19 protein-coding genes are annotated in these 25222 nt (G+C 66.3%); 4 read left to right on the top strand and 15 right to left on the bottom strand.

Translation table 11 applies throughout. From position 1 onward, the window contains the following. The first annotated feature begins 268 nt into the window (after positions 1-268). Genes C8J45_RS05010 through C8J45_RS05020 form a run of 3 tightly spaced genes read left to right on the top strand, consistent with a single transcriptional unit; the run spans position 269 to position 4957 of the window. Positions 269-1996 carry a type I secretion system permease/ATPase gene (locus C8J45_RS05010; protein WP_258191288.1) on the top strand — a complete coding sequence of 576 codons (1728 nt, stop codon included), beginning with the start codon at positions 269-271 and terminating at the stop codon, positions 1994-1996. After that, positions 1993-3366 carry an HlyD family type I secretion periplasmic adaptor subunit gene (locus C8J45_RS05015; protein WP_107962072.1) on the top strand — a complete coding sequence of 458 codons (1374 nt, stop codon included), beginning with the start codon at positions 1993-1995 and terminating at the stop codon, positions 3364-3366. Before C8J45_RS05010 ends, C8J45_RS05015 begins: the two co-directional genes overlap by 4 nt. Continuing rightward, a complete protein-coding gene (locus tag C8J45_RS05020; RefSeq protein WP_107962073.1) occupies positions 3356-4957 on the top strand; it encodes a TolC family protein in 1602 nt (533 codons plus the stop codon). The genes C8J45_RS05015 and C8J45_RS05020 overlap by 11 nt, the downstream gene beginning before the upstream one ends. 165 nt (positions 4958-5122) lie before the next feature. On the opposite strand, the gene pelF is transcribed toward C8J45_RS05020, so the two are convergent. The 8 genes from pelF to C8J45_RS05060 are packed head-to-tail and all read right to left on the bottom strand — an operon-like array spanning position 5123 to position 17407. Further along, complete coding sequence (gene pelF / locus C8J45_RS05025) at positions 5123-6634, bottom strand: GT4 family glycosyltransferase PelF (RefSeq protein WP_107962281.1); 1512 nt, start codon at positions 6632-6634, stop codon at positions 5123-5125. Further along, positions 6631-7545, bottom strand: coding sequence for a hypothetical protein (locus C8J45_RS05030; protein WP_107962074.1), 915 nt, complete (start codon positions 7543-7545; stop codon positions 6631-6633). Before C8J45_RS05030 ends, pelF begins: the two co-directional genes overlap by 4 nt. Continuing rightward, positions 7542-8510 (bottom strand): hypothetical protein, encoded by a 969-nt coding sequence (locus tag C8J45_RS05035; protein WP_107962075.1) that lies wholly within the window; start codon positions 8508-8510, stop codon positions 7542-7544. Before C8J45_RS05035 ends, C8J45_RS05030 begins: the two co-directional genes overlap by 4 nt. After that, a complete protein-coding gene (locus C8J45_RS05040; RefSeq protein ID WP_146168567.1) occupies positions 8507-9982 on the bottom strand; it encodes a hypothetical protein in 1476 nt (491 codons plus the stop codon). Before C8J45_RS05040 ends, C8J45_RS05035 begins: the two co-directional genes overlap by 4 nt. Then, positions 9979-11700 carry a hypothetical protein gene (locus C8J45_RS05045; protein WP_107962077.1) on the bottom strand — a complete coding sequence of 574 codons (1722 nt, stop codon included), beginning with the start codon at positions 11698-11700 and terminating at the stop codon, positions 9979-9981. Before C8J45_RS05045 ends, C8J45_RS05040 begins: the two co-directional genes overlap by 4 nt. Next, on the bottom strand, positions 11700-12575 hold the full coding sequence (locus C8J45_RS05050; protein ID WP_107962078.1) for an endo alpha-1,4 polygalactosaminidase: 876 nt from the start codon (positions 12573-12575) through the stop codon (positions 11700-11702). Before C8J45_RS05050 ends, C8J45_RS05045 begins: the two co-directional genes overlap by 1 nt. 14 nt (positions 12576-12589) lie before the next feature. After that, positions 12590-13987 carry an exopolysaccharide Pel transporter PelG gene (gene pelG / locus C8J45_RS05055; protein WP_107962079.1) on the bottom strand — a complete coding sequence of 466 codons (1398 nt, stop codon included), beginning with the start codon at positions 13985-13987 and terminating at the stop codon, positions 12590-12592. Between the two features lie 24 nt (positions 13988-14011). After that, the gene (locus C8J45_RS05060) at positions 14012-17407 is read right to left on the bottom strand and encodes a M10 family metallopeptidase C-terminal domain-containing protein (RefSeq protein ID WP_107962282.1); all 3396 of its coding nucleotides are present in this window, start codon (positions 17405-17407) and stop codon (positions 14012-14014) included. Positions 17408-17631: 224 nt separating this feature from the next. On the opposite strand from C8J45_RS05060, the gene C8J45_RS05065 reads away from it, so the two are divergent. Continuing rightward, a complete protein-coding gene (locus C8J45_RS05065; protein WP_107962080.1) occupies positions 17632-18042 on the top strand; it encodes a hypothetical protein in 411 nt (136 codons plus the stop codon). Between the two features lie 124 nt (positions 18043-18166). On the opposite strand, the gene C8J45_RS05070 is transcribed toward C8J45_RS05065, so the two are convergent. The 7 genes from C8J45_RS05070 to C8J45_RS05105 all read right to left on the bottom strand — a co-directional run bounded on the left by C8J45_RS05070 (position 18167) and on the right by C8J45_RS05105 (position 25203). Beyond that, the gene (locus C8J45_RS05070; protein ID WP_219907338.1) at positions 18167-18610 is read right to left on the bottom strand and encodes a VirK family protein; all 444 of its coding nucleotides are present in this window, start codon (positions 18608-18610) and stop codon (positions 18167-18169) included. Between the two features lie 284 nt (positions 18611-18894). Then, entirely contained in the window at positions 18895-19356 is a 462-nt protein-coding gene (locus C8J45_RS05075; protein ID WP_107962081.1) for a PaaI family thioesterase, read from the bottom strand. 349 nt (positions 19357-19705) lie between these two features. Further along, positions 19706-20029 (bottom strand): hypothetical protein, encoded by a 324-nt coding sequence (locus tag C8J45_RS05080; protein WP_107962284.1) that lies wholly within the window; start codon positions 20027-20029, stop codon positions 19706-19708. 32 nt (positions 20030-20061) lie between these two features. Next, positions 20062-20517, bottom strand: coding sequence for a PaaI family thioesterase (locus C8J45_RS05085; RefSeq protein WP_107962082.1), 456 nt, complete (start codon positions 20515-20517; stop codon positions 20062-20064). A 429-nt stretch (positions 20518-20946) separates the two neighbouring features. After that, positions 20947-22998: a bifunctional diguanylate cyclase/phosphodiesterase gene (locus tag C8J45_RS05095; RefSeq protein ID WP_258191289.1), complete on the bottom strand. Its 2052-nt coding sequence runs from the start codon at positions 22996-22998 to the stop codon at positions 20947-20949. Further along, entirely contained in the window at positions 22998-23510 is a 513-nt protein-coding gene (locus C8J45_RS05100) for a GAF domain-containing protein (RefSeq protein WP_107962085.1), read from the bottom strand. The genes C8J45_RS05095 and C8J45_RS05100 overlap by 1 nt, the downstream gene beginning before the upstream one ends. A gap of 244 nt (positions 23511-23754) precedes the next feature. Continuing rightward, positions 23755-25203, bottom strand: coding sequence for a glucoamylase family protein (locus C8J45_RS05105; RefSeq protein ID WP_107962086.1), 1449 nt, complete (start codon positions 25201-25203; stop codon positions 23755-23757). Positions 25204-25222 lie beyond the last annotated feature (19 nt).

A 25222-nucleotide genomic window follows, 5' to 3' on the forward strand; every position in this document is an offset into this window, starting at 1 on the left:
CTTGTCGCTAGCGTCGATCCTGCCCTGGCGCCGTTGACCGATCGCACCATCAGTGGCTACCGTTACCGAGCAAGACTAGCGCTCCCGCGTGCGCGTGCGGTCTGGCGCGCGTCATCGATGCGGTTCGCGCCGACGATACAAATACGACGCCGACCAAGCCTGGCGTGCCGCGAAACGTCCGCGAACGTCGTCAACACCATGAAACCGTTCGTTTAACTTTTCGCGGTTATGCGGGCGTATGCCGACGTCTTCCTCTGCGCTTGCGACTGTGAAACCCGATCGCGCCGGGAATGTCCTGTCCGGCGCAGTCCGAGGTTGCCGGCGGCATCTGGTGTTCGCGGCGCTGTTTTCCGGGTTGGTGAACATCCTGTACCTCGTGCCGTCGATCTTCATGTTGCAGGTGTATGATCGCGTGGTGCCGACGCGCGGTGGTGCGACGCTGTTGCTACTCACGCTGATTCTCGTCCTCGCGTTGATCGTGTTCGCGATCCTCGATGCCGTCCGCATGCGACTGTTGCTGCGCGCGAGCATGCGGCTTGAACGGCGGGCTGCACCGGGCATATTGCTGCGGATCCTGGGCACCGATGGCGCGACGATCGGTCAGCGCAGCCAGGCGATGCGCGATTTCGATACGGTGCGGGGCACGCTGACCGGGCCGACGATCATCGCGCTGTTCGATGCGCCCTGGGCACCGATCTATATCGGCATCGCGTTCCTGCTGCATCCGTGGATCGGCGTGCTGGCGTTGGTCAGCGCGCTGCTGCTCGGCGGGATCGCGATCCTCAGCGACCGGGTGACTGCGGGGGCGGCGCGCGACACGCAGGCGCGTGCGGTGCTCGCAAGCCGCGAACAGGACGTGTCGATTCACGGATCGGAGGTCGCGCGGGTAATGGGAATGCGTAATGCGCTAATTACCCGGCATCTGCTCGAGCGTGCCGAGCTCGTCCGCCGTCAGTCTGCGCTCGCGGGGACATCGGGGCAGTTTCTCGCGATCACCAAGTTCCTCCGCCTGCTGCTGCAATCGCTGGCGCTGGCGCTTGGCGCGTTGCTGGCGATCCGGCAGGATATCTCGGGTGGCGCGATCTTCGCGGCGTCGCTGTTGCTCGGGCGCGCACTCCAGCCGGTCGAACAAATCCTTGGCGCGATGAAGCCGCTCGCCGCCGCGCGTAACGCCTACCGCGATCTTGACGCGTTCTGTGCGATGCCGGGGCCGTCGATCGACCCGACAACTCTGCCCGCGCCGGTCGGCCGGATCGACGTCCGCGGCGTTACCGTGCGCCCCGAAGGTAGCGATCGGGCCCTGCTGACGGACATCAGTTTCGCGGTCGAACCCGGCGAGATCGTCGCGCTGGTCGGCCCGAGCGGGGCGGGCAAGTCGACCTTGCTGCGCGTTCTGTCGGGAGCTTTGTCGCCGGACAATGGCGAGGTACGGATCGATGGCGCGAGTCTTGCGGACTGGAACCGCGAACAGCTCGGCCGCCATGTCGGTTACATGCCGCAATCGCCGTCGCTGTTCCCGACCTCGGTCCACACCAACATCTCGCGCTTCCAGTCGGTGCTGGCGGGCGAGAGCGAGCAACTCGACGCCGCGGTGGTCGAGGCGGCGCAGGCGGCGGGCGCGCATGAGGTGATCCTGGGCCTGCCCAATGGCTATGCGACGATGCTGAGCATGGCGGACGGATCGGGGTTGTCGGCGGGGCAGAACCAGTCGGTCGCGCTGGCCCGCGCGCTGTTCGGCACGCCGACGATCCTGTTCCTGGACGAGCCCAACGCGCATCTCGACAGCGACGGCGAAGCGCGGCTGGTGACGACGCTCGCGGCCCTGCGCGAGCGCGGCGCGACGGTGATCGTCTCGACGCACCGGACCGGGCTCCTGCAAGCGGTCGACAAGATCATGGTTTTGCGCGGCGGCGCGATCCAGTTGTTTGACGAGCGGGCAAAGGTTGTTCGTCCTGCCAACGCAGCGCCCGCGGCTGCTACCGGAGGCGCACGATGATCCCCGCCGAACTGGCCAGTCCAGTCCCCGCCGCTGGCGGCGCGAGCCTCGGCGATCGCCTCCGCCTCGATGATTCCCCGCGGCACGCGATCCTGGTCGGCGGGATCGTCGCGATCCTGTTCTTCGTCGTCGGGCTCGGCTGGGCGGCGTTCGCGCGGCTCGATGCGGCGGCGGCGGGCGACGGTCAGGTGGTCGTCGCCGGCAATCGCCAGACCGTCCAGCACCGCGAAGGCGGGATCGTCGCGGCGATAACCGCGCGCGACGGCCAGCACGTCCGCGCGGGGGACGTTCTGTTCCGGCTCGAAGGCGCGGAAGTCACCGCGAGCGAACGCGCGCTGGCCGCCAGCGTCATCGATCTCCAGGCGCAACGCGCACGGCTTGAAGCGGACGTGCGCGGTGGCGCGATCGTCTGGCCCGCGGAGTTCGCGTCCGCGCAGGGCGACGACCTGCGGCTGGTCGAGCGGGCGAAGTCGCTCCAGATCGCGCAACGCATGGCGCGTTCGGCTGCGCTGGCGGCAAACGGCGCGGTGCTCCGCCAGCAGGCGGCGGCCGTCGCGCAGCAGACGACCGGCTTCAACGCACAGGCGCAGGCGACCGCCCGTCAGCGCGAGTCGCTCCGTCAACAGCTCGAGAGCACGCGTACGCTCGCCGATCAGGGCTATGTCTCGCGTAACACGGTGCGGGCGATCGAGCGCTCGATCCAGCAGCTCGAGGGGACCGACGCCGACTATGTCTCTCGCTCGGCGGCGGCGCGCGAACAGATCGGCCAGACGCGCGCGGAAGGTGTCCAGACCCGGCGCAAATATGTCGAGGACAGCGCGACGCTGCTGCGCGACACGCAGTTCCAGCTGAACGAGGTAATGCCGAAGTTCGCCGCCGCGCGCGAGCAGCTGGCGCGGACGATCATCCGCGCGCCAGTGGCGGGCCGCGTCGTCGGGCTGCGCGTTTTCTCGGTCGGCGGTGTGATCCAGCCGGGTCAGGCGATCCTCGACATCGTCCCCGACGCTGCACCGCTGGTCGTGCGCGCGAACTTCTCGCCCGGCGACATTGACGGCGTGTTTGCCGGTCGTGAGGCCGAGGTGAAGTTCCTGTCGCTGCACGAACGCGACCTGCCGATCCTGCTCGGCACGGTCCGCACCGTGTCCGCGGACTCGCTCCGCGACGAGCAGACCGGTCACAGTTATTTCAGCGCCGAGATCACCGTGCCGCGCGACCAGATCGCCAAGATCGAGGCCGTCCGCGGGCGCGATACCGGCATCCGTGCAGGCGTGCCCGTCACCGTCCTCGTCAAGCTGCGGTCGCGCACCGCACTCGATTATCTTCTCGATCCGTTGACCGAGGCTTTTTCACGGTCGCTCCATGAACGCTGATATTCTTCGCCTCGCCGCCGTCGTGCTTCTGTTGCCGGCCGGATCCGCGCTCGCCCAGACGGCACCGGAGGCACGGTCCGCCGCGCCGGAAACGCTGGGGCAGGCGATCGCGGACGCGTATCGCAGCAACCCCTCGCTTGAGGGGCAGCGCGCGCAACTCCGGGCGCTCGACGAGCAGATCGTCCAGGCAGGGGCGGCGTACCGGCTCAACGCGGGCGTCAGTATGACGCTGCAATATCAGTCGCAGGACCAGCGCGGCCTGCTCGGCGATTTCGATACGGCACGGGGGCGGATGGTCGGCGCTTCGCTGACCGCGTCGCAGATCCTGCTCAACGGCGGGCGCACCGCGGCGCAGGTATCCGCGGCGGAGGCGACCGTGCTCGCGGGACGCGAACGGCTGCGCGAGGCGGAGAACGCGATCCTGCTCGAAGTCGTCGATGCGTTCGTGTCGGTGCGGCGCGATCAGGCACTGGTGGCGATCCAGCAGCGTTCGCTCGAGTCCTACGGGCGTCAGGTCACGCAGGCTATCGCGCGCGAACGCGGCGGCGACCTGACCCGTACCGACATCGCGCAGGCACAGGCGCAGCGTGAGATCATCCGCGCTCAACTGGCGCAGGCGACGGTCAACCTCCAGGCGAGCAGGGGGCGGTTCGCGGCCGTGGTCGGGCGCAATCCGGGCACGTTGCTCGTGCCGCCGACACTGCCCGGCCTGCCGCGCTCGCTCGACGCGGCCTTCGCGGTGGTCGAGAAGGAGAGCCCGAGCCTGTGGCAGGCGATCCTGGCGACCAAGGCGGGCGACGCACGGATTGCCGCGCAACGCGCCGAGCGTGCGCCGATCGTCGCGCTGTCGGGCAGTTATGGCTATGCGAGCCCGTATTCCTACCGTCTGCGCGATGCCGGTGCGCAGGCGACCGGCGGGGTCACGCTGACGATGCCGCTGCTGACCGGCGGCGTGATCGGATCGCGCGTCCGTGCCGCGATCGCCGAACGCCAGCAGCTCGGGTTCGAGGTCGAGACCGCGCGTCGTGCCGCACTCGCCAATGCGCAGAACGCCTGGAACCAGGCGGTGGCGGCCGGCGAGCAGATGGCGGCAGGCCAGCTCGCGACCGAGGCCGCGGAGTCCGCGCTCACCGGCGTCCAGCGCGGCTTCGCGGAAGGGTTTCGCTCGAATTTCGAAGTGCTGGACTCGGAACAGCGGCTGCTGACCGCGCAACTCGTCTTCGTCAACGCGACCTACGGCGCCTATGCCGCGGAGGCGCGCCTGCTCGCGACGCTCGGGCGATTGCAGGCGGCGGCAATCGATCAGGGCGTGCCGAGCTACGACCCGGCGCAGAACACGCGGCGCGTGCGGGCCAAGACGTTCGGGCCGTTCGATCCGGTCTTGGCGCCGATCGATCGCGCGCAGGTTCCGAGTGCGGCGGCCCGACCTGCACCGCAGCTCGCGCCCGCGCCCGACGCGAGGATCAGGCCGGCGCTCGTACAGACGTTGCCCGGACCGGTCGGCACGGCCTTGCCGATCGTCGGCGTTCCAGTGCTGGCCGGACCGGCCGCGGTGGACTTGACGGATGTAATCGTGACCGGCGGGGCGTAGGACGGATCGATCCTCCCCCGCCAGGGGGAGGTGGCAGGCGCAGCCTGACGGAGGGGGAGGCAGGCGACGTCAGCCGCTCCGTGTTCTTCCCCCTCCCTCGCCTGACCGCGCCACCTCCCCCTGGCGGGGGAGGATTGCAGGTTCGTCGGCTCATCGAGAACGCCCCTATTGCGCGATCAGCGACCCGTAGAGTTCGGCATACGCCCCAATAATCGTGCCGTGGTCATAATCCCGCCGTACGCGCTCGCGCATCGTTTCCCCCATCGCCAGCCGCATCGCCGGATCGCCGGCGATCGCCAGGATTCCCGCCGCGGTCGCTGCCGGGTTGACCAGCGGCGTGACGATGCCGCCATGGCCGGAGTCCGCGCCGCCGCGACCCTCGATCATTTCGCGGCAACTGCCGACATCGGGTGCCACCACCGGGATACCGCACGCGCCGCCTTCCAGGATCACCAGCGGCTGTGCCTCCGACAGGCTGGTGAGCACGAGCAGGTCGATCTTCGCCATCCAGTCCTCGATCCGCACCCGCCCGGCGAAGCGGAAGACCTGCGTCAGCTCCAGATCCTCGACCAGTCGCGTGCATTCCGCGGCATATTCCGGGTCCTCGTCCTCGGGGCCGAGCACGACGAAGCGGATGTCGGGGCGTTCGACGTGCGCGATCGCGGCGGCGCGGATGAACGTCTTCACGTCCTTGATCGGCACCACGCGGCCGAGCAGCGCAACCAGCGGATGCGCCGGATCGCGCTGGTCCGGGAGGCTCGAGAATCGCCGCGAATCGATCCCGTTGGGGATTACGCGGACCCGGTCGGCGGCAGCGCCCAGCCGACGCTGGACCGCGGTGTTCGCGCCGTACAGGGCGACGATCGGATTGCAGCTGTCGTAGCAGGCGGTCGCATAGCTGGTGAACGCGCGCACCCACAGGTCGCGAAGGTCGCGGACGCTGCGTTCCAGTTCGAGCCCGGTGTCGACCTGATCGCCGATCCAGTCCGCCATCATCACCTCGATCTGGCGTTCGAGCAGGTAGATGCCGTGCTCGGTGATGAACGCCGGTCGCCCGGTCTGGCGCGCGGCACGGGCGGCGAGCAGGCCCGCGAACCCGGTCGAGATCGTGTGATACGCCTTCGCGCGAGGCAGCGGCGTAGTCAGCACCGCGAGCAACCCACCCAGCAGAACGCGCATCGCCCAGAAATAATGGTGGAAGGACGCCTTGGGCAGCATCGCCTGATAATGGCGCCGGAGCCGTGCGAAGACGGCGGGATGCGACAGGATATCGCCGGGCGCGAGCGGCCGGGTGCTGCCGCCGATCACGTCGATCAGCGTCGCGAGCCGATCTGCGCCACCGGTCGCGACGAACGCGACGAGCGCGTCGGCGATCGGCACCGCGATCCGGTCTGGGATGGCGCGCGGAACGGCCGGCGCGGGCGCTAGGCCGATCTCGACGACGGCGACGACGTTGGGCGGCGGCGTCAACTGGAACGGGAGCAGTCCGGCGCCCGGCTTGATCGCGGCGATCACGAACCGGACGTCGGGCAGGTGCGTGATCAGGTCCTGCAACCAACCGGACACGCCACCGATCACATAAGGGTACGCGCCCTCGACGATCAGGCAGATGTCGGCGTCCGGTATGTCGACCGACGCTTGTCGTGACCTTTCGGCAAGGGCCGAGAGCGGGATCATGCCGCCGCTCCCGTCAGCCACCACGTCGCCCGCGTCGTCGCGCCGCGCTGCGTAGCGTCCATCGGCGTATCGTTCCGCTCCGACGCGGCCTCGATCGCAGTCGCCATCCGGTCGATCGCCGCGTAATCGCCCGCGGCCCACAATGCTTCCATCATCAACGCGTCGCGCGTCCCAGACCTTGGATCGTCCGCCTTTGAAGGGACCGCGGCGACCATCATCGCGACCGCATCCTCGCGAAGGTGGAGGCGTTGCGAATCCGACAGCAGCACGTCCGAGCGGGCATGATCCGCGAGCAGTGTCGCCAAGCTGAGGGCGGCTTCCGGATCGGCGCCATCCGCAACGCGCGCCGATAGCCTCGCCCGTGCCAGAACGAGGTTCTCCGCGACCCGGGCCGAGGCCGCCGCCGCCAGCGCGCGGATGGTCTGGTCGCTGTCGGTCAGCGCCAGCGCGATCAACGGCGACAGTGCCGGCTCGAACGATCGCACCACCGTTTCCAGCGCGCGCCGCCGCTCGGCAACCGCACCGTGACGCATGATCGTGACCAGCGAACTGAGCGTATCGGGCGTCGCATGATGAACGCGTCCGTCGAGCATCCGCGCGACGGCGAGACGCGCGCCGCGCTGTGCGGAGCCGCGCGCAACCGGGCCGAACATCTCGTCGTCGCTGCGCTGCGTCGTGGGCCTGGATAAACGCCCGAGCGGCAGCGCGACGAGCAGCCCGAGCGGCCCGAGCACGCCGAGCATTGCTGGCGCAAAACCGGCCGCTGTTCCGCTGCGAAGCCACACGCCGAACCCGAACGCGCTCGCCACGGCATGTACGGCGAGGCCCCAGCCGACCGCGACTCCCGACATCCAGCACACCGCCAGGATCATCGTCTCGAAGACCGCCAGCGCGATCAGGCGGAGGATCATGCGACCAGCCCGGCGGATCTCACCGGTTGCCGTGTCGCCTGCGGTAGATCGGCGAGCAGGGGCGTCAACCAGGCGGCGATCTCGGCGAGTTCCGCAGTACGGCTCGCATTCAACGCCTCGAAGGGCAGGGTGTGGAGAACCAGGCAGCCGACTATTTCGCCGGTCTTCCGCTCGGGCAACGCGATCGCAGCGACGCCGACACCATCGAGCACGTGCCGATCGCTGCGCTTGGCGACGTGCAAGATCCGCTTGTGCCGCTCGATCCTCTCCAGGAGGGACGCGGGCAGGACGTCGCGGCGCCCTGCGGTAACCGGCCCCCGGAGCCAGGCACGCGCCTCCCCGCCGGTGACCCTGTAGCAGGTGAAGTCGGCGGTCCGCGCGGCGAGAGCGACCAGTTCGGCGATCGCGCCGCGCCGCTCTGCCCGGTCCTCCGAACTGAGCCGCGTCGCCGTCTCGATCGCATGGCCGACGGTATGCGCTTCCGTCGCGATCTGGACCTGCAACAGGCGATTGGTCTGCGACAGCGTCGCGAACGCCTCGGTCAGCCGCGCCAGATTGCGCGTCGCGACACGGCCGCGCTTTTCCAGCCGATCGTGACGCCCGGTCCGCATGATCGTCACTTCGCCGATGATCCCCGCCACGACGAACCACATCAAAGGCTGTAGCGACAGATGGAACAGGTGGTCGAGGTAATCGCGTTCGCCCGGGGTGTCGTGAACGTTGGCGAGCCAAAGCCCCGATGCGATCACGGCTGAGAGAACGCCAGGGCCGGTCCCATACGCCAGCGCCATCACGAGGACCGGCACCCAATAGGGGTTGGGATGGACGTGCGCGAAACCGGTGCCGCCCGTCAGCCACCAGTCGAGTGCGACCAGCGCGGCGAAGGCAAGCGCGATCTCCGCGGCGACGCGCGCGGGGCGTCGCCACCGGGTCTGCCATTTGCGAACTTGGTCGTCGTGCGTCACTGCGTATCCCCAAGGCTGCGTGTCAGCAGCGCCCGTGCGTAGAGTTGGCGGCCCGAAAAGCCGGGGCGTGCGATCGAGGTGATGCCGCCGCTGCCCTCGACCCGCCATGCCACGCCGATCGGTGCTGCGATGCCAAGGCTGGCGGTAGGCCCGTCACCACCGAACCTGTCGACGGTCCAGCCTGCCAGTGCGGTCATCTGCACCGTACCGAGCGCGCCGCTGAGCAGGCCTTGGACGGTATGGTTCTCCCGCGTGGCGAGCGGGATGATTGTCAGGTTGTCCGCGCCGAGTTGCAGACGCTGGACGTATTCGGCCTCGAACCGATAGGTCAGGCCGAGCGCGGGGAACTGGCGACGAATGAGATAATCGACCCCGCCGCTCGCGACGATGGTGTCACTCGCGCCGCTGCTCCCGGCAAGCCCGTAGCGGTTCGCGCCGATATCGCCTTGCACGACGAGACCCGGAGTCAGCCGATAGGTCACCCCGAGCAGGGAGCGTGAGAGATACCCGCCTGCCAGCACCTGCGCCGGCGTCGAGTAATCGGGCATGTGCCGGGTCAGCGTCACGCGGAACTGGGCATCGGCGGACCCCGCGACAGCTTTGGCGCCGCCCCCGGTGACGCCGTCGTCGAGCGCTGCGGAGGCGAGCAGCTGGACGCGGACTGCGCCGTCGAACGCTGCGGCCAGCGAGGCATCGACCACGGTGTCGCCGGTTCGCACGGTCTGCGCGTCTGTGTCGACCCTGCTGACGATATGGCGGAGGCCACCACCGGCGGCGAAGGTATCGCCGACCGCCGCGTCGATCCGTGCGGCGAACTCCGCCTGCGACAGGTCGCTGCCGTCACGCGCGGTGACTCCGATGCTGGCGGTCCCCGGTGCGGCAGCGATGGCGCGCCGAGCAGTCAGGTCGTCGGCCCCAAGCGCACGGTAATCGCGTGCCGCGCCGCGCACGTCTCCGTCGGCCAGCCGCGTGTCGGCGAGCATGCGCGCCGCGCGTGGGTCGGTCGGATAGCGTTTTGCCAATTGCGTTGCGGCGCGTCGTGCCGGCCCCGGATACCCGGCCGCGGCGTCCGCCTCGATCGCGGTCAGCGCGGCATCGGATGCGGTATCGTCGACAGTCTCGGCGAGCGGTTCGGTCGAGGCCGGTGGCGAGAAGGTCACCGCGACCGTTGCGCCCGCCTGCCGCCATTTCATTGTCCAGCCGTCAGCGGGACGCAGGACGAGGCTGTCGTCGTTCCAGCGAAGATCGCCGATCGCATCGCCTGCGGCCTCGCGGAAGGCGGCGATCCGGTCGGACGTCATCGCCTGATCGAAGCGCGCGACCAGCTCTCCATCGCGGTCCTCGATCCGGACGACGGCTTGGTCGGGCCAGGCCATCACGGACTCGGGCACCACGATCCGGCTGTCCGCGAAGACCGTACGGGGAACGGTCAGTGCGGGTGCGTCCATCAAGCAAAGGAGCAGCGTGATCATTGTGCCAGCACCGTTCGGGCACGCCCGGCTTGGCCCTGCGCGATCAGCAGGCGGGCATGCAACGCGGCGAGCGATCGGTCGCGCGGGGTCTCGGTGCGCAGCGTCTCGACCAGCGCTACGGCCTCGGCCCGACGACCGAGCTTTTCCAGAATTTCCACGCGTGCCTTGCTGGCTGCGGGTGTCTGCGCGAGCGCGCGGTCCAGCCAAGGGCGTGCCGCACGTTCGCCCCCCATCCGTATCTGCACGTCGGCCATCAGCCGTAGCGCCGGGAGGTCGGTTGGATCGCTTGCCAGATGCTGATCGAGCCACTTCGCCGCGCCCTTGGCATCGCCCGCGTTCCACGCCGTCCAGGCGAGGTCGAGCAGATCCCGCGGCGCCGCGACCCCGGCCGCAACGCGCCGTTTCGCGATCGCAGCCGCTTGTGCCGGTTCTACCCTCGTGGGGGCTGCGGCGGACAGCGCGGCGACCTGCGGGGGATCGAGCGAGCGGCCGTTCAGCAACGACGTCAGCACCGCACGACCGGCGGTATCATCGCCAGACGCGCGGGCCAGCGACAGCCGCATCAGCATCACGTCGGTCTGGCCCGCGAGCGGATGCCGCGACAGGAACGCCAGCGCCTCGCCCGGTCGATCGCGCTCGGCATAGCGCGTCAGCCAGGCGCGCTGCTGGTCCGCGCTGCCCTGCAAACTTTGCTGTTTAAGCCAGGTGAGATCGTCGCCCCCCGGCCGCGGCCCCATCAGGTACAGCAGGCGCTGAGCTGCCGGCGCGGTCGGTGGCTGGCCGGTCGCCGCCCGCCGCAGTACCGCCATCGCATCGCCGCGGTAACCCGACGCGAGCAGCCGCTCCGCCTCCCGCTCGGGTTGCGCGCCCGGCGCCTCGGCGCGCGCCAGCAGTTCGGTACGCAGGCCATCTCGGTCGCCTGCCTCGGTCAGGATCGCCTCACGCGCGGTCGCCCGCCGCTCGACCGGCAGATAGTCGGCTGCCCTCAGCCCTGCCGCGGTATCCTTCGCGCGCGCCGCGACACGGATCGCTAGCCAAGGATCCGCCGCCCGCCAGTTCGCCGTCGTCGCCTTGTCGAGCAATGCGACCAGGTCAGTGCACCCAGCCTTGTCGGCACGGAGCGCCAGATCGAGCGACAGCGTGGCATCGGGCGGCGGGATGACATGGTTCGCCGCTGCCACGATCACGAGGTCGGGCCGATCGATCGCATAGGCCGCCGCAACGATATCCGCAGCCGCCACCGCCCCGCGCGTCTGGGCGGCCCGCGCGACGAGCGCGGCCGCATCCGCAGTCCGCCCGGTTTGGCGAAGAAGATCGACACGCAGCCGCCACGTCGCTGCCGCCCCGCCGTCGGGCCGTGCCGCCAGATAGCCGAGCGCCACCGCCGGCCGCTTCGCCGCGACCAGGTCATAGGCGACCTGCAGCGTCGATACCGACTGTCCCTCGGCGATCAGCCGCGCGGTGACGGCCGCAAGCGTTGCTGCATCGGCAGTCGCGATCTGCGCCGCGATCGCCGGATGCGCAGGCTTCAGCGTAGGCGGGGATACCGGTGCGGAAGGCATCGAGCTGCTCGCCGCCTGCGCAGGCTGCGCACGGCGCTCGGCGTGGCGGATCTCGCGGTCGTTCGGCAACAGCATCAGCCCGCCCGCAAGCAGGCCAAGCCCCGCCAATGCGGGCAGGACGAGCGCGAGACGTCCGCGTCGGCGGTCGATCCTCATCAGCTCGGCTCCGGTACCAGCCGGTCGAGCGCCAGCGTCGCGACATAGGGACTGAACCCCGCCGCCCGTTCGCGCGCGTACAGTGCTGCGACCTGTTTCGTGTCGGCCGGATCCCAGTAATCGAGCGTCATAAGGCCCAGCGCAGGGTTCCGGGCCTTGGCCGCACGCAGGCGGCCGGCTTGCCAGTCCCAGTCCGAATCGCTGAGCAATTCATGACGCTTGGTGGCAAAATTCCACCGCGACGCCATCGCTTCGCCGAGCAGGTAATCGATCTTCGGCGCGACGTCGGGCAACATCGCATAGCCGCGGTTGAGCATGATGCGCATCCTGGGAAAGCGCGCGCGTACGGCGGCGATCAGCGTTACGCCTGCGGCCACCATGCCCTTGCTGGCCACAGGATCCTGCCGCTCCATCGCTTCGGCGTTGTCCATCGTATCGATGAAGATGCCATCATAGCCGAGCGCCAGGATCGCGGGGACGAGCCGGTCGAGCACCGCCGCGCGCCACGCCGGATGGCGCAGGTCGGCAAGCCGCGCATCGGGCCAGTTGGGATTGGCGGCCTTGAGCGCACCAGCCTTTTCAAGTGCGGCGAAATACGGTCGGCCGCGTTCGACCTCGCCGAAGCTGACATAGCCGAGCAGGATGCTGCCGGGGCCCCGGAGCGGCGCGATCGGGCGCGCATGATGCGGCTCCAGCACCAGCAGCGCGCACGTCCTCGCCAATGCGGGATCGGTCGCTGCACCGTAATCGACGCCCCAGCGCAGCGCAGCGTTAGCGGACGGCTTGGGAGTGGCATCCGATCGCGACCGCATGCCCAGCGTCAGGGCCGTTGCACCCAGCGCCAGCATCCGCTGCACCATCTTCCTGCGCGGCATATCCGTAATTCCCGTCACAACAGACGCCCTCCGTGCCCCACGACCGAGGGATTGTTGCCGACGAACAGCAGGTAGGTAAGGTTGACCGTGGCCTCGGCGACCAGCGCCATACCGACCGACGCACCGACCACGGCGCCGGCCATATAGCCCCACCCGAATGCGGCAAACCCCGCATCCCATTGCAGCAGCGTCGCGACGCCGCTGCCGATCGCGAAGGCGGTCCAGGTCAACAGGATCCGCCCGAACAGGTCGTAATAAGCGAGCACGACCGTCGTCGCGATCACCACGAGGTGGAAGACGGTGCCGAGCGAGGTCTGGCGGAACGCGAAGATCGCCCGCGCGTCCGCGCCGATCAATTCGAACAGCGGTACCGCGAATACCCAGGCGAGCGCGGCGACGAGCGCCTGCACCAGCAGCATGATCCGCAGCCCGTCGAACATCGTCCGCGCGAGTTCGCTGCGCGCCTCCTCGATCCGTTGCAGCGTCGACGTGCCGGTACACCGTACGATCATGTCTCCGAACGCGCGATCGAACCGAGTCTCGGTGACGATCAGCAACAGCGTCAGGCCCGGCACCATCGTCAGCAGGCCGAGAAAGCTGCCCTGGTCGTTGATCGGATTGAGCCGCAACAGGCCGAGCGCGCGGATGCTGTCGGGGCCGGCCCACAACAGCCATTTGTCGATCCAGATCGCGGCGACCCCGGCGATGCCCGCCGCCGCGACGATCCACGCCAACCGCGGCGTCATCGCATCCCGCGTCGGCAGGACGGGCGGGGCGGAGAAATGCCGGCGGATTACTGTAACGATCGCGGCCAGCGTCAGCCCGATACCGCCGGCGATGACCGCGAGCACGGTAACGACGTCAGGCCTCGGCAACATCGTCAGCAGCAACGTCGCAAAGCCGATGCCGAGCAGATAGGCGAGGGGGATCGCGCGGTAACGGCGCAGGGCCGTAAGCAGGGGGGCCGCGATCCAGACCTGCGTCAGCCACGCGAGGATCAGCGTCGCGAGTGCCGCCTCACCAAACGGAAGCCCGCCGAGTGTCCCGAACACCACTGCGCCAATGGCCAGCGCGATCGCGCCACCGATGGCAAGCGCAACCAGCATGATTCCCGATACGCCGCCAGCATCGCGTGCGAAGATTCGATCCGCGACCATCCGCGTCGCGAGAATACCGACCGGTGCCGCGGCGAGCGCAGAGAGGCTGAACGCATAGACCAGGATCGTCTGCACCGTCCGCGCGCCATCGGCGCCGAGATGCGCGCCTGACCAGTGGTTGAGCATCGCCATCGCGACCGCGGTGATGAGCCACGGTCCGGCGCTGATCACCGCACCGAATGCGGCGGCGCCGACGATCCCGCCGACGCCGCCCTCACGCGCGGTTTTCGCTAATTGGAAGCCTATGCCCGCCATAACACTGCCGGCCTATGCCGCGGACTACATGAAGAAATCGTTCGCAGTCAGCACATGGTGGCCGGTCAGCGCGATCGAGAAGTCGGCGGCCGAACCGCTGTCGGTATTGCCCTCGACGACGGTGAATTCCTTGCCGCCGATCATCTGGTAGCTGTAGCGCAACTGGCCCGGCGCGGTGAACCGGGCGGACGTGCCGATAAAGCTGAACGCCTGGTCGCCGCGCGCGAACAGCGACGTGTTCGCGTCGATCATTGACAGGTCGATCTTGTCCTGCCCGACGGTGAAGTCGGTGATGACGTCGCGCGACGATGACGTCAGGCTGTCGCCCTTCACCTCGAAGCGGAAGATGTCCGCGCCTCCGCCGCCGGTCATCGTGTCCATGTCGTCGCCACCGATCAGGATGTCGTTGCCTTCGCCACCGTTGAGGATGTCGCGACCGTCGCCACCGATCAACGTATCGTTGCCCGCACCGCCGTTGAGCGTGTCGTGGCCCATGCCGCCGATCAGGCGATCGTTGCCGCCCAGCCCGTTGAGCACGTCGTTGCCCCAGCTGCCATCGAGCACGTCTTGTTCGCCGGTGCCGTTGATCGTGTCGGCGAAGATCGTGCCCGTCTTGGTGATGCCGACCACGTCGGTGACGCCGATCGTCAGCGTCTGCGTGTCGATCGCGCCACGCGCGTCGGTCGCAACCACGGTCACGCCGTAGATATTGTCGCGGTTGGCATCGGTCGGCGCCTCGAAATCGGGCGCGGTCACGAACTTCAGCACGCCCGTGGTCGCGTCGATCGAGAAGTTGGCGCCGTCACCGCCTGCGCCAATCGAATATTTGATCGAATCGCCCCAGACGATGTTCGCGTCGGTCGCGGTGATCGTCGTCAGCGCGGTGCCGTTCTCGGCGATCGACAGTGCCCCCGTGGCACCGCCGCCGAACGAGGTCAGCACCGGATCGACATTGGCCTGATGGCCGATCCTGACGTCGTGCACGCCGATCGCGCCGAGATCGATCGTCAGGATCTCGCCGATCTGGCTCGCGATCGTGCCCCCGCTCAGCGTCGTCCAGTCAGTCCCGGGCGCCTTGAGGTCGACGGTCACCTTGCCCTCGCCCTCGACGGTGAACGCGAGGTCGCGGCCGTCGCCGCTCAGCGTCGTCAGCGTCGCACGCATCGGCAGCGCGGTGATGTGCGTCACGTCGTCCGCGACCGCGCCCATCGTGATCGCAAAGGTGCCGCCGGCCTTCGGCAGGAACACCGTGTCCGCGTCATAGGCGTACCAGTTGGTGACATTCTTGATGACCTGGCCGTTGCTCTGGCCGTCGACGTCGAGTGAGAAAGTGCCGGTGGTCGCGCCGACCGTCGCGGTGATCGTGTTGCCGACGACGGTCGAGGTGATCGTCGTGTTCTGGAACGCGCTGACCCGGCCTGCCAGATCGGCGAGCGTCACGAACTCGACGCCAGCCGCCGCTGCCTGTGCGACGAAGGTCGTGAACATCTGCTTGGTGTACAGGCTGGTCGCGCCGTCGGCGGCCCACATGGTCGGGCCGTAGTCATGCCAAGGCCACACCACGACGGGTGCATCTGCACCAGCGGTCAGCGCGCCGAATTCCTTCGCCCAGATCGCGCTGGCCTCGGCGACGGTTTTCTTCTGGAACTCGATCAGCGAGAAGTCGAACGACGTGTTCGGCGCCAGATACACCTTGTCGTCCGCGGCGTTCTGCGGCGTCATGTAGCCGATCGCGTTGGGATAGCCCGCACCGACGCCCGAATAGCCGCCGCTGAGATACGTCACGTATTTCAGGATTTCCTGGCTCGTCGCGATCTGCTCGGGCGCGCCCGGCACCGCGGCCCCGCCGACGGTCACGGTCTTGCCCAGATAGGCGCTCAGCTGCTTTTCCAGCTCGGTCCGCGACTGGCCGAACTCGAACGCGATCTGCGCATCGGTCAGCAGGTTCGTGTCCATCGGATGCGTATAGCTGTGCGTGCCGATCTCGTTGCCCGCATCGAGCAGCGCCTTGTAGATCGGCAGCGACACCGCCCAGTCGGTCGCCTGGCCGTTCGCCGGATCGTTGCCGATGTTGACGTAATAGCTGCCGACGAAATTGTAGTTCGTCTTCCACTCGGTCAAGATTGGCAACAGCTTGTCGTAGATGCCGGGCGCGGTGCCGGCCGGATTGACCTCGTCGATCTGCTTGCTCTGGTCCATATCGACGCGCGACGCTAACAACCCCGACTGACGGGTCATCTGCAACCCGACCGACAGGCCGTCACCGTGTACCGAGTAATCGATCGCCTTCTGCAGCAAATTGTCGTCGGCCATCACCGCTTCGCTCGAGAACAGCACGTTGCGGCCCCCGGTCTGCGTCGCGATCGCCGCCGAATAGGTCTGGCCGTTGACCGTCTCGGTCGCGATCGTCGTGCCCGTGCCGCTGACGCTGGTGAACGCGTTCCAGCCGACGCCGGTATATTGGCGGATGACCTGTCCGTCGCTGTAGCCGTCGAGCACGAGGTGCGACGCATCGCTCGCCTTCACCGTCACGTCGGCGGGGAATCCACCGGTCACGCGCGTGGCGTCGAACAACAGCTTCATCCGCGAATAGGAATCGCCCGCGAGCGCGGTGTTGTCCGCGCCGTTGGTCATGAACTCGCCTGCCGCGACCAGGCCGATGCCGAACTGCTTGGTCGCCTGCTCCAGCGTCTGCGCGATCAGGTCCGCCTTGCTTGCCTCGACGTTGCGGAACGACGGGAAGACGATCGTGTCGTACTTGGCGAGTGTCGCCAGGCTGGTCAGGTCGCCTTCGGTCAGGATGTCGAACGGCACGCCGGCCTGCATCGCCTGGGACTGCGCGGACATGAACAGCTGCGAATAGGCGGTCTTGCTGAAATAGGCGTTGGCGGTCGAATCGGACCAGACGATCGCGATCCGGTGCGACGCGTCGGCGACGATGCCGGTATCGTTGAAGACGGTGAAGGCGGGGTTCGAATAATTGCCCGGCAGGAACGCGGTGTCGTTGACGTCGTAGATCGTGTCGATCGCCTGCGGGTTGCCGATCGCCGCCTTGGGCACCTTGAACTCGACGGTGGTGCGATCGGCGGACCACGCCGCCTGCAAGCCGCTGGCCACGAGCGTCTGCCCGGCAGCCCCACTGTAGAGCGATACCGTGCCGTCCGCGGCGAAGTTCACATTATACTCGGCGCCACCGGCAAAGCCGAACACCTGGTATCCGGTCTTGGCGTTACGATCCGTGTTGAGCCACGCGGTGGTGTTCGCGCCGATCGCGGTGGGGGCGGTGATCGCGAAGGCGAAATCGGCGCCGTCGCTGCGCGCGTAGATCGCGTAACCTGCGCCGAGGCCGCGCTCGATCCGGTCTGCGACGGTCCAGTCGTTCAGATTGCCATCGAGGATCACCGGTGTTGCGTTCGCCATCATTCGTCCCCGTTTCCGCTACGGGCCTCACCGACGGGCAAGCCAGCCGTCGTGAAGCTCGGCGCGGGCTGTAGCAAAGGCATGGGGCCATTCGTACCGCTAAGATGCGGTGATCACGCCGAACTTGTATCAACCTGGCACGGGCGATGACGCGTGAGGTTCCGGATATCGAACGGCGATCGCCTGAGCTGTTAAGCCGGTCGGGCTCCGGCCGTTACTAGGGCATGCTGTCGACGATATCTCCGACGAACCTGCTCGCGCGGGTCGCCTCCAATCCGCTCCAGCGGCCTGCCGCCCGCACGCTTCTGGAGACCGACGGCCAGATAACCCAGGAGCCGGGCTCCGACGCGACGACGGTTGGTGGCGTGATCGGCCAAATCCAACCTGCCAGAACCGAAGCATCGACCGACAAGGATATGGCGCAGAGATCTGCTGTAAACGGGAAGAAGACCATCGTCGATCAACGGACGACCGACGCGGGGCCCGTGCGGATCACCGTCATCGCCTATAGCGACGGATCAACCGAGACGCTTCAAGAGATGAAGAGCATGGATCGTCTGGCGCAGGCGGTCATGCCGATCAGGAACGCTGCACCCACGCTGGATAAAGCGATGGTGATCGACAGGCTGGCGTGATTGAACTTTGACGTGTCCAAACCGATCGGCGTTCGGCATCCCCGACTATCACCGACCTGTCGTCCTCGATCAGTTACATGACGGCGGGACGCGTCATTACGAGCCGGAACGACCTTCTGGTCAATCAACCGGAAGATGCGGCGAAACGCATTCCGTGGTTTAGCGCACATTTGTATTGGAGCGTCGGTCCGATCTGCTGGATGTCCGGCATGCTGAAGATCGTCATCGAGAAGTCTGCCGAACCATCGGCGTGGACCTGGTAACGCAGGAATTGCCGGATGGGCTTGCCGTCGCGTCCGATCGTGAAGTGGTCGTCGGCGAAGGCCAGCGTTCCGTCCTCGGTCTCGCGGTACGCATCGATACGCAGACCTCCGCGTGTCCGTGTCGGCTTGGTTTCCGTCGATGCTGGACTACACAGCCCAAGGTCCATGACGACCGATACGGTTTGTCCGCTTTCCAGCATGCGTTCGACGGCTTGCAAGCTATCGAGCTTGGCGGTCGCGTTCGCCCCGGACGCAGATGCGCAAATCACCATACCTGAAACCATCAGGCGTTTCATCGTCATCATGGTCATAATTCCTGTCGAAATGCTGAAAATATGCCTGAATTTCAGACCGGCTTTACCTGCCGCCCGCGAAATCTACGGCGGCCTTGCAGGGCAGTTCGTCGCTGAAGATTAACGGGACATGGTGTCCACACGATCTGTGAGCGCCCCTTCCAGATTCCACGGAATGATGGAAAGGACGCTTCACTACCGGTCGCGATACTGTAGATCCAACGGCTCTCGAAGGCTGTTCGGTTCAGTAACCGTGACAGCGCACAGTTTGACTTTTCACCAAGCGCCGGAGACGATCAGCCAGCAGAGTCGAGGGGGAAAATCAGCAAGGTCGACGTCGCCGTTGCACACACCTTGCCATTACGATCGGTCAGCCTGGCCTCGGCAAACCCGGTACGGCGGCCGATCGACACGATGTTGCCCTCGGCTCGAACGGGACCGCTCGCATCGGTCAGCGGGCGATGATAGGCGACCTTGAGCTCCAGCGTCGTGTAGCCCTGGTCGGCGGTCAGCGTCGAATGGACCGCGCAGCCGCAAGCCGTGTCGAGCAATGTCGCTGCATAGCCACCGTGCACGGCGCCGATCGGGTTGTAGACGCTCTGGTCCGGATTGCCCTCGAACACGGCACGGCCTTCTTCGAACTCAGTCAACGTGAAGTTCATGGTCTTGTTGATCGGCGGTGGTATGTTCGCAGCGATGAGTGCGTGAAGTTGTTCCAGTCCCGACAAGCGAGCTTTGTTGTCTTTGATCATATCCATGAAACATCTCTCCTAAACGCTACCCAAAGCGAACTATTTGGCAAAACAGAAGGGTTCGAACTCCGATAGAAATGGTCGGTGAGAACTACCTGATTCGCTCGCTAGCAATTTAGGGCCGTGTCGGAATGGATAATATAGAAAATCAGTTCACTTTGCCGCTCTATTCTAACCGTCTGCCTGTTCGATCTTTGCTACGAGGCGAGATGGATTTGCTTGTACGTCGGAGGCTCCCGTCACCGAGAAGGTCGTCGAAATCCGCCGGGATGGCTCGGATTTAGATCTCCGATAACCTTCGCCGATCGGCGAGGGCGCGAACATTTGCCGATGACAAATCTCCGCGCCCCTTTGGTCAATTGAGCGCGTAGCATTCGGATGTCGGAACGTTCGCGTCGGTCGCTGGATTGGCGCCTCTCAGAAGGCAGATGCTGTAGGCCTTCTTCGATTGAACGGTAACGATCGGGCCGGTCGTCCCGACATAGGAACTGACGACCTTGCCGCCCGCGTTCAGGATATCGGTAAGCGACTGCATCATCGGGTCGAGCTTGGTCGGGATGCTGAGCGCCTTGGTCGGGGACTTTACCGACTCTTCGAGGGGCCAGCGTGCCTCCTGTGCGAAGAGCGGCGCTGGCACGACGACCATGACGAGCGCTGCAAGATTGAGAAAAGTCTTCATGGCATTGCGTCCTTGGCAGGCATCATCGCCTGTCATTCGAGGGGAAAAATCAAGATGGTCGATGTCGCTGTGGCGCAAAGGCGTCCGTGACGGTCGAACAGGCGGCCGGCGGCAAACGCGGTGGTGCGCCCGATCGAGATGACGCGGCCTTCCGCCTGAACGGGGCCACTTTCGTACGTCGGCGGTCGGTGGTGCGCTATTTTCAGTTCGAGCGTCGTGTAGCCCTGGCTAGCGTCGAGTTGCGAATGGACCGCATAGCCACATGCGCTATCGAGCATCGTGGCTGCGAAGCAACCATGTACCGTGCCGATCCGCGTGTGGACCCGCTGGTCAGGATGGCCTTCGAACACGACCATGCCGTCTTCGACTGCGATCAGTGCAAAGCCGAGCGTCCGATTGATCCTGGGCGACGCGTTACCGGACATCATTGCGCGCAAGGTCGCGATGCCAGGCACGTCCTGTGCAGCGCCGGGGGCAAGCGCCGTCATGCTACCCGCTCATACGATTCAGTCGGACTTCGGGGCAGGGCGCGCACTACGCCGAGGCTGGCGACGGATAGTATGGACCGAACACGGAGCGCGTGTCGCTGTAACGGCCTGGGTTTCCGACCCGAATCGCGGACTAGCACGAGCATATCCTTCAAACCGTTATTGCGATCCATTATCATGGCCGGATCGGTCCTGCAAGCGTGGTACTATACTGGTAATGCTCCGGCGTGCCGCAGGGTCTTTCGCGTTCCAAAGGTAAGCGCTTTTGCGTTGCCTCCGGTGCCGTGGACGTCGAGCAAACCGGCAAGCAGCTTATGGACGGTGTAGAGCGGCGACGGCGAACCGTTGAGATCGAACCTACCCGATTTGATCTCTCCTTTCGTGCCTGGTCGCGGCAGGCTGTAAAACCGCCCGGTGCGGTGTTCGCGCTCAACCGAAGGCTTGGTCCGTACCCAAGTCCCGGGGTGCCAACAGCATGGCTCGGCGGACGTGGTCCGGGTTCGCCAGGGTGCGTGAGGGCTTGCCAATCAGATAACCCTGGATCGCGCCACATCCTTCACGCGTGACGATGGACAATTGCGCCGGTTGCTCGATCCCTTCCGCGAGGACCGGCATATCCAGGCTGGAGCCGAGCGCGGTGACGGACCGCAGGATGGCGACTGCCTGCTCGCTATGCTCGATTTCCGCGACAAAGGACGCGTCGAGCTTGATCCTGTCGAACGGAAACGAGCGCAGAACGTCGAGCGAAGAGTATCCGACGCCGAAGTCGTCCAGTGCCAGGGCGATGCCCATGGCCTTTAACTGACGAAGCTGGTTCAGGGCGAAGTCGCGGTCGTGGATGATGGCGCTTTCCGTCAATTCCAGCGAGAGCCGTTCGACCGGCAGGCCACTGTCTTCGAGCGCGGACCGCACCGTCTCGACCAGTTGAGGGTCTGACAGATGCAGCGGTGACAGGTTCACCGCGACCATGTGGCGATTGGTCCAGAGGGCGGCTTCGAAACAGGCCTGGCGCAGGACCCAGATACTCAGCGGCACGATCTGCCCGCTCTCCTCCGCTACCGGAATGAACGTTGCTGGCGAGATCGAACCGCGCGTCGGATGGTGCCAGCGGATCAGCGCTTCGTACCCGGTGATCTCGCCGGTCGCGACCGAGGCCTGAACTTGATAGTGGAGTTCGAACGCGCCGGCGGCGACCGCGTTACGGAGGTCGCTGGCAAGTTCGCGTCGATCGCGGACTGCGTCATCCATCTCGGCCTGGTAGTAACATGGCTCGTCGGAGTGCAGCGATTTGGCGCGGTACATCGCGAGATCCGCCTTGGCGAGAAGCGTATCGGCGTCGAGCCCGTCATGGACCGCCAAGGCCACACCGATGTTTGCCCCGACCGACGCGGTGAACCGCTCGAACTCGAAAGGGGCCGTGAACGTCGCGCGCAGACGATCGAGGAAATCCGCCAGGTCGGCCGGGGTGTCGTAGGAGATCAGGGCAGCGAACTCGTCACCGCCAAGGCGAGCGATGCTTTCGCCGCGCCGCTGGGCTGCAACGAACCGCGTCGACAACGCGATCAGCAGTTGGTCGCCGGCTTGATGCCCATAGGTATCGTTGACCGCCTTGAAGCGCGACAGGTCCATCATGACGACCGCCATGCATGGGCGTCCGGACTTCAATCCCAGTCGTCGACCAAGCTCTTCGTTGAAGCTCATGCGGTTGGGCAGGTCGGTCAGGCCGTCATGCAATGCCATCCGCCTGAGGCGCCGATAGGATTCGTCCTGGCTATGTCCGTCGATCAACGCGCTGAGCGCGGCACATCCGACCACGAGCAGCGCGGCGATCGCGGTCGTGATCCCCAGAGCGGACAGCGTTCCGTCGGACAGGCCGTCGCCGAGTTGCAGAACAGCGATGTTCATCGCCGCCATACCGGTGAAATGCAGCACCGCGACGCTCAACCCCAGCATCCCGCCAGCGCGTGCCCGCCGCCATCGGCCAGCGCGCTTCACGATGTGAAACGCAGCCGCGGACAGCACCGCCGAGAGAACGATCGAAGCGAGAACGTATCGCCAGTCCCACGTGACGATCCCGTCGATCCGGTACGCCGACATGCCGAGATAGTGCATCGCCGACACCGCCACGCCGATGATCGCGCCACCGGCGATACCCGTCCAACGTTGCCGCATCGCCGCAAGTGCAAGTCCTGGAACGGCGACGACGATCGCCAGAAGCAGCGAGGCAAAGGTCAGGATCGGATCGAGTACCACGGGGGCCTGCGTGCGGAATGCCATCATCGCGACGAAATGCGTCGACCAGACCATGGTCCCGGTGCTGACCGCGGTCAGCAGGACCCAGCCGAGCCGGCTATATCCCATCGCCGACCGGATCCGGCCGAACAATTGCACCGTCGCAGCCGAGCCGATCAGGCATACGGCGAGGGCAACCACGACGAGCCGCAGATCATGGTCCTGCGTGATGCAAAGCGCGATCTTCATCATGCTGCGCTACCTTCGCGCCACAGGTCGCCACGCGCTTCCAGTGCCATCGATGCCTGACGCGCCAGGCCCAAAAGGTAGGCGCGCTGGTCGGGCGAGGAGGGGGGGCGTGTCACGGTGTCGAGCACGCACAGCGCACCGACATCGACACCGTTCAGAAGCGTGAGCGGAGCGCCGATATAGTAGCGAACGAAGGGGTCTCCGGTAACGATCGAAAAATCGGCAAAGCGGGGATCGACTTCGGCATCGCAACATTCCAGCACGCCTGGATGGTCCAGCGTGTGCCCGCAGAAACCATTCTCCCGAGGTATGCAGGTTACCGCCATCCCCACGGCAGCCTTGAACCATTGGTCGTCGCTGTGGATCACCGACAGCACGGCGATCGGCGCGTCGAACGATAATGCCGCTTGATGGACGAACCGATCGAATGCCGGTTCAGGTAACGTATCCAGAACACCGAGCCGCTTCACGGCATGGGAGCGCCGACGCTCCTGAAAGAGATTTTTGAACATCGACGGACCACCACGGGGTTAGCTAACCGCCGACATATCCAATCAAACTGTTTAGGATTGGTAATCGGTCTGCGGGAACGGATGGCGGTGCGCGATGAAATCGCAGCGTCACTCGTCGACCTGAAAGTCCCTGACGTTGCAGCTACTTATAAGATGACGCACGCATTGATTGCCGGCATCGCTGGTCGCTATGGGCTGGCCATGGAGAGAACTGCGCGGCGATCATCCTTCGCGCTGCCGACGATCAAGCCAGCCAACCGCCTGCGAAGCCAGCGCGTTGCAGGCCGCGGCGGATGTGCGGGTTGCCGCGCATCGTCGTCCAGACCAGACCGGTCCGCCAATTCTCCATCATCACGACGATCGCGCCTTGGTCGATCCCGAGATAGTCGTTGTCGACCCAGCCCATCTTCGGATCGATGCTGCCATGTTTCAACGGCGTCGCCGCTGCCGTCAGCGTCGGATTGAACGAGTCGAGAAATCCGTATTTGCCGTAGATCTGCGTGCCGTAGCGCCCGTGCATCGTCTCGATCGCACGGCGTGCCAGTTCCGGCTCGAACGCGATCGATGCCGCGGCTGCGGTCGGTGCCAGCGTGCCGTCGTCGCGATCGTCGGGCCCGCGCGCGGAATAGCTGAAGAATTCGCGCTTGCGCCCGCCGAGGTCGATCGTGAAGTCGCCCGGCCCGTCGCAGGCCGTCAGCCCCCAGACGTCGGGGCCATAGCCGCTCCACCCGCCCGGATTGGCGATCGCATAGGCCCGTTGCGCGCGCACCGCACGGCGGCTGTTCTCGAAATAGTCGATGCCCTTCTTCGCCATGTAGCGATCGCGAATGCCGCGGAAGTCGATCCAGCAATGGCTGTATTGATGCACGAACAGCGGCGCGAAATGGATGTGCGGCTCGCCACCCCATTTGTCGGTCCACTGCGCGTCGAAGCGATCGGTCCATGCGTCCCAGGTCTCGGCGGGCAAGGCGTGCGTCGGCGATCCCAGCGCCAGCACGTACAGCAGCAGCGCCTCGTTATAGATGTTCCAGTCGTGTGCGATGAACCCGCTCTCGGGGTGCCAGCCCATCGACATGAACGGCGGGCGCGGTACGATCCAGCTCCAGTCGATCGCGGCATAGAGCTGATCCGCGAGCGCACGGATTCGCACCTCGCCGGAATGATCCGAATCGAACCAGCTCTGCGCGAACAGCACGCCGCCGATCAACAGCGCCGTGTCGATCGTCGACAGCTCCGCGCGCGCGAACCGGTGGCCCTTGGTGGTGCCGAGGAAGTGGTAGAACAGACCCTTGTAGCCGCTGTCGTCGCTCTTGCTGTCGCCCTGCGGCGCGGCGGCGAAGAATTCCAGCGTGGTAAGCGTCCGCGAGCGCGCCTCGTCGCGCGTGATCCAGCCGTTGGCGACGCCGATCGGATAGGCGGTCAGCGCGAAACCGACCGCGGCGATCGACGCGAACGACGGTGTCGGCCAGCGATCCGGCGCTAGCCCGGTGGCGGGATCGCTGGTTTCCCAGAAAAAGCGGAAACTGCGCTGGTGAAGATCGGCGAGCAGCGCGGTCGGCATCGCCGTTCCGGTGGCCGTACCGGTAGGGGGGGCACCGGTCCCGAGCCGGTTGGCGGACGGCATCGCGCAGCCAGCCATCAGTCCCGCCAAGCCCAACGTCGTGTGGCCCAGCATCTGCCTGCGATCGATCATGACGTCCTTCGTTTACTGA

Source organism: Sphingomonas sp. PP-CE-3G-477 (assembly GCF_003050745.1).
Lineage (GTDB): Bacteria > Pseudomonadota > Alphaproteobacteria > Sphingomonadales > Sphingomonadaceae > Sphingomonas.

Bases quoted from the DNA above. Each gene is read 5' to 3' on its own strand.
- C8J45_RS05015 (WP_107962072.1), top strand. From the start codon at position 1,993: ATGATCCCCGCCGAACTGGCCAGTCCAGTCCCCGCCGCTGGCGGCGCG.
- C8J45_RS05020 (WP_107962073.1), top strand. From the start codon at position 3,356: ATGAACGCTGATATTCTTCGCCTCGCCGCCGTCGTGCTTCTGTTGCCG.
- pelF (WP_107962281.1), bottom strand. From the start codon at position 6,634: ATGATCCCGCTCTCGGCCCTTGCCGAAAGGTCACGACAAGCGTCGGTC.
- C8J45_RS05030 (WP_107962074.1), bottom strand. From the start codon at position 7,545: ATGATCCTCCGCCTGATCGCGCTGGCGGTCTTCGAGACGATGATCCTG.
- C8J45_RS05040 (WP_146168567.1), bottom strand. From the start codon at position 9,982: ATGATCACGCTGCTCCTTTGCTTGATGGACGCACCCGCACTGACCGTT.
- C8J45_RS05045 (WP_107962077.1), bottom strand. From the start codon at position 11,700: ATGAGGATCGACCGCCGACGCGGACGTCTCGCGCTCGTCCTGCCCGCA.
- C8J45_RS05050 (WP_107962078.1), bottom strand. From the start codon at position 12,575: ATGCCGCGCAGGAAGATGGTGCAGCGGATGCTGGCGCTGGGTGCAACG.
- pelG (WP_107962079.1), bottom strand. From the start codon at position 13,987: ATGGCGGGCATAGGCTTCCAATTAGCGAAAACCGCGCGTGAGGGCGGC.
- C8J45_RS05060 (WP_107962282.1), bottom strand. From the start codon at position 17,407: ATGGCGAACGCAACACCGGTGATCCTCGATGGCAATCTGAACGACTGG.
- C8J45_RS05065 (WP_107962080.1), top strand. From the start codon at position 17,632: ATGCTGTCGACGATATCTCCGACGAACCTGCTCGCGCGGGTCGCCTCC.
- C8J45_RS05070 (WP_219907338.1), bottom strand. From the start codon at position 18,610: ATGATGACGATGAAACGCCTGATGGTTTCAGGTATGGTGATTTGCGCA.
- C8J45_RS05075 (WP_107962081.1), bottom strand. From the start codon at position 19,356: ATGGATATGATCAAAGACAACAAAGCTCGCTTGTCGGGACTGGAACAA.
- C8J45_RS05080 (WP_107962284.1), bottom strand. From the start codon at position 20,029: ATGAAGACTTTTCTCAATCTTGCAGCGCTCGTCATGGTCGTCGTGCCA.
- C8J45_RS05085 (WP_107962082.1), bottom strand. From the start codon at position 20,517: ATGACGGCGCTTGCCCCCGGCGCTGCACAGGACGTGCCTGGCATCGCG.
- C8J45_RS05095 (WP_258191289.1), bottom strand. From the start codon at position 22,998: ATGAAGATCGCGCTTTGCATCACGCAGGACCATGATCTGCGGCTCGTC.
- C8J45_RS05100 (WP_107962085.1), bottom strand. From the start codon at position 23,510: ATGTTCAAAAATCTCTTTCAGGAGCGTCGGCGCTCCCATGCCGTGAAG.
- C8J45_RS05105 (WP_107962086.1), bottom strand. From the start codon at position 25,203: ATGATCGATCGCAGGCAGATGCTGGGCCACACGACGTTGGGCTTGGCG.